The organism is Methylobacterium sp. J-088, assembly GCF_022829295.1.
Taxonomy (GTDB): Bacteria; Pseudomonadota; Alphaproteobacteria; order Rhizobiales; family Beijerinckiaceae; genus Methylobacterium.
In genome coordinates this window covers 1-334 of sequence record NZ_JAKSYH010000258.1, presented here as the reverse complement: position 1 = coordinate 334, position 334 = coordinate 1, and the positions used below count along the sequence as shown (strand labels likewise).

General features: G+C 60.8%; 1 protein-coding gene. It reads left to right on the top strand.

Going from position 1 to position 334, the window contains the following annotated elements:
• Positions 1 to 95 precede the first annotated feature (95 nt).
• Positions 96 to 334: hypothetical protein (locus tag MKK63_RS28105; protein ID WP_244007333.1), on the top strand; the 239-nt coding region annotated here is incomplete at its 3' end.

The following is a 334-nucleotide window of genomic DNA, read 5'->3' as shown; positions in this document are numbered from 1 at the left end:
TACCAGCTACTGGACGTCAATATCCGTCCTATGACGAAGTTTTGTGCCCCGCACCGATTATAGGATGGCAGACTACTCTTCGCCGCTGTGACCCGATGCAAGATGCGCTGACCGTCCGGGAGCATCTTGTAGCGGCAGGCGTAGCCGTCGAGGATGAGATGAACGTCGCCAGGGACGTCGCCTTCAGCGATGCTGTCCGTTCGCGCTGGCACATTCCGCACCCGTGGCACAAACGCCCGCAGCGCGGCGCGGTCGGCGTCGCTCAGTTCCTCGAAGCTTTCGAGCTTGCGGATCAGCGCATCTTGCATCGGGTCACAGCGGCGAAGAGTAGTCT